The following is a 3198-nucleotide window of genomic DNA, read 5'->3' as shown; positions in this document are numbered from 1 at the left end:
TCCCTGCGCCCGCGGCCCGCCCCCCCGGGGGGCACCCCGCCCGGGTCGGTCAGCCGACGCTGATCCAGACGTCGTCGATGCTGCCGTGGAACTGGTCGTTCTCCACGCCGGTGCCCTTGCCGCCGAGGCTCAGCGGCTGCGTCGTGTCGACCGCGAGCTCGACCGGCACCGTCGCGGTGCCGACCTCCTGGTCGTCGACGACGATCGACAGGCTGGCACCGGCCCGCCGGCACTCGAGCGTGTGCCACTCGCCGTCGGCGATCGACCGGGCGCCCCGGGCCACGTGGATCGTCGGCTCGGTCTGGCCGCTCATCACGCAGGTCGGCTTGCCGGAGACGCCGTCGACCTGCAGCTTGTACTGGCCGCCGCCGGTCGAGTAGCCCTTCTGCAGGACGTTCTCGCCCGATGAGGTCTCGGCCGGCGACAGCAGCACCGCCGCGCCGTACCGCAGGTTCCGGCCGCCCGGGTTCAGGTCCGCGACGTTGTCGGCCCGCAGCACCACCCGGGCGCAGTCCGGGCCGGTGCACTTGGACGGGAACGCGAGCCCCTGCCCGTCGCCGTGCCGGACCGTCTTCAGCGCGCCGGCGTTGACCGCGTACGTCCGGAGCAGGTGGCCGTTGCCGGAGCCGTCGTCGTAGGTGCCGTCGGCGACCGTCGAGTCGAAGTTGTACGACGCCACGTACGGCGACGGCGGCGCGGGCGGCGCCGGCGGGACGGGAGCGCCCTCGGTCGGCCCGCCGAAGGACGCGTACCGCTTCTGCGCCGTTCCGGTCACCGTGGTGAAGTCGCCGCCCGCGCTGACCAGCCCGTTCGCCGGGTTCGCGGCGAGGGTGCGCACCCCGACGACGCCGTTGGCCTGCGGGGCCCAGTCGGTCAGGTTGCCCGCGCCGTCGATCGCCGCGAGCTTGACCCGCGGCACGGAGCCGTCGGTGCAGACGCCCTTGACGCCGTTGTTCGTGGTCGTGCAGGCCTTGTCGAAGTGCCCGCCGACGTACGTGGTGCCGTTCATCGTGGTGATCGCCTGCGCGTCGCCGTCGAACACCCGGGTCCAGCGGGTCGCGCCGGCGAACGTGTACGCGACGGCCCGGCCGCCCAGTCCGCCCAGCGCCGCGTACACGCCGTCGGCGTCCGTGGCGAGCGCGAAGACCTGCGAGACCGGCTTCGGCATGAAGGCCGCGTCGACCGCGCCGGTCGTGCCGTCCACCGCGGCGAGCCGCAGCGTCGAGCGGACCCCGTTGGTCTTGTGGAACGGGCCGCCGAGGAAGACCCGGTTGCCGGCGACGGCGAGCGCGTTGACGTTGTCGTCGGTGGTCGGCGCCCAGGCGTCCAGCAGCCCGGTGGTGGTGCTGAAGGCGGCCAGGTTGGTCCTCGGCAGGCCGTCCACGGCGGTGAGCCTGCCCCCGACGTAGAGCCGGCCGTTGGCGACGGCGAGCGCGTTCGGCTGCCCGAGCACGGTGTGCTTGAGCGCGCCGAGGGCGCCGGAGGTGGCGTCGATGCTCGCCACGGCGTCGCGGGACATGCCGGCGACCTTGTCGAAGTCGCCCGCGGCGAAGACGGTGTTGCCATCGACGGCGAGCGCCCTGACGGTCGCGTCGGCGCCGGGGTTCCAGTCGAGCAGGGTCCCGGTGCGCGCGTTGAACGCCGCGAGCCGCTGCCGCGCGATGGACTTGCCGCCGACCAGGGCGGCGGTGAAGGAGCCGCCGGCGTAGACGACGTCGCCGCGGTGTGCGATCGCGTACACCGGGCCGTTGAACGATGGCGACGGCGTGGGCGCCCCGGACACGACTTCGGCGAAGGCGACGCCACCCACGGCGACGACCACGGTGGCGACGCTGACGGTCAGGAGTCGACGTGCGGCTGATTTCAGGCTATTTCGGTTATTACGCACAACGGGAACTAACGGTGCTCTCCCCCAAAGGACGCGAGCGCCGGCCGACCGAAGAGATCACGTGGCGCTATGGGGTGACGGCGCGCGGGTCCTCGGGTGATCAATATCGATGGGCGCAAATGGGTTTCATGTTTTCCGGCCGCGACTGTGGAATACTTCCGAAAGCTGATTCCGAAACTTACGAGGAGAACGCCGTGGCCCGCGTGACCATCGCCGCGATCGCCCGCGAGGCCGGGGTGTCGGTACCCACGGTCTCCCGAGTGCTGAACGGCCGCGCCGACGTGTCTCCGCAGACCCGGGAGATGGTGGAGACCCTGCTCAAACAGCACGGGTACCGGCGCCGGGCGTCGCGCCAGCAGGCCGGGAAGGCGGCCCTGGTCGACCTGGTCTTCAACGACCTGGACAGCCCCTGGGCGGTGGAGCTGATCCGGGGAGTCGAGGACGTGATGCACACGTCGGGCGTCGGCACGGTCGTCTCGGCGGTGCACCGCCGGTCGGCGGCGACCCGCCAGTGGTTGCAGAACCTCTACGTCCGCGCCTCCGACGGCGTGATCTTCGTGACCTCCGACCTGACCACCCCGGTCTACGCGGAGTTGCAACGGCTCAACATCCCGGTCGTGGTGATCGACCCGGCCGGCGGCGCGGCGATCGACGTGCCGACGATCGGCGCCACCAACTGGGCCGGCGGCCTGTCGGCGACCCAGCACCTGGTGCAGCTCGGCCACCGCCGGGTCGGCTTCGTCGCGGGCCCCAAGAACCTGCTGTGCAGCCGGGCCCGGATGGACGGCTACCGCGCGGGTCTCGAGGCCGCGGGCCTCAAGCCGGACGAGGACCTGATCCGCCAGGGAGACTTCCTGTACGACTCGGGCTTCGCCGGCGGCTCGTCGCTGCTCGACATGGCCGAACCCCCCACCGCGATCTTCGCGTCGAGCGACACCATGGCGCTGGGGGTGCACGAGGCGGCCCGCCGGCGCGGGCTGCGCGTGCCGGACGACCTGAGCGTGGTCGGCTTCGACGACCTCCCGGAGGCCCGGTGGGCGTCGCCGCCGCTCACGACGGTCCGGCAGCCCCTCGCCGAGATGGGCGGCCTGGCCGCCCGGACGATCCTGCGCCTGGCGCAGGGCGAGGAGATCCAGGCGCCCCGCATCGAGCTGGCGACCGAGCTGATCATCCGCGACAGCAGCCGGGCCCCGCGCCAGTAGCCGCGGGTGCGGCGGCGGGCGGGGGCCCCCCCGCCGGCGGGGGGGCCGCCCCCCGCCCCGGTGCCGCCTCAGGCCGGCGGCCCGCCCTTTGGTGGTCCGCCGCCCGGC

The 3198-nt window shown here is 73.3% G+C and carries 2 protein-coding genes; one reads left to right on the top strand and one right to left on the bottom strand.

Annotation, left to right across the window (positions count from 1 at the left end; genetic code table 11):
• Nucleotides 1-49: 49 nt before the first annotated feature.
• Entirely contained in the window at nt 50-1822 is a 1773-nt protein-coding gene (locus AB0F10_RS44950; RefSeq protein WP_360640646.1) for a LamG domain-containing protein, read from the bottom strand.
• 260 nt (nt 1823-2082) lie between these two features.
• Between AB0F10_RS44950 and AB0F10_RS44945 the strand changes: the two genes are divergently transcribed.
• Nucleotides 2083-3090 carry a LacI family DNA-binding transcriptional regulator gene (locus AB0F10_RS44945; protein WP_360640644.1) on the top strand — a complete coding sequence of 336 codons (1008 nt, stop codon included), beginning with the start codon at nt 2083-2085 and terminating at the stop codon, nt 3088-3090.
• Nucleotides 3091-3198 lie beyond the last annotated feature (108 nt).

The sequence above is a fragment of the Actinoplanes sp. NPDC026623 genome, from assembly GCF_040638275.1.
Taxonomy (GTDB): Bacteria; Actinomycetota; Actinomycetes; order Mycobacteriales; family Micromonosporaceae; genus Actinoplanes.
Note: the sequence above shows the minus strand (reverse complement) of the source record. Positions and strands in the feature narration are given on the sequence as shown.